General features: G+C 34.0%; 1 protein-coding gene. It reads left to right on the top strand.

The annotated features are described in order from the left end of the window. The coding region (locus tag R0K30_RS22735; RefSeq protein ID WP_410613200.1) for a hypothetical protein at positions 1–253 on the top strand (253 nt) is incomplete at both ends.

Genomic DNA, 253 nt, shown 5'->3' with positions numbered 1-253 from the left:
ATCGAATCTGAAAAGTACATCTCTCGGCACTCTAGTGATGGATTATATGTGCATAGGCCATTATTACAGCTACACACTGGTAATAATCATGAAATAGATGAGGATGATTCTAGTTCTGGGATATTCGCTTTTCATAAACTTGCAACTCAGGAAAACTGTTTTATAAAAAATGTTATCAGCAATCCATATTTACAACCTCTAGAAATGAAGGTTGCAATTGCACTTTTTAATATTTCTGAAGATGACCTAGAAG

It is taken from the genome of Bacillus sp. SIMBA_154, from assembly GCF_046536015.1.
GTDB lineage: Bacteria > Bacillota > Bacilli > Bacillales > Bacillaceae > Bacillus > Bacillus pumilus_P.
Note: the sequence above shows the minus strand (reverse complement) of the source record. Positions and strands in the feature narration are given on the sequence as shown.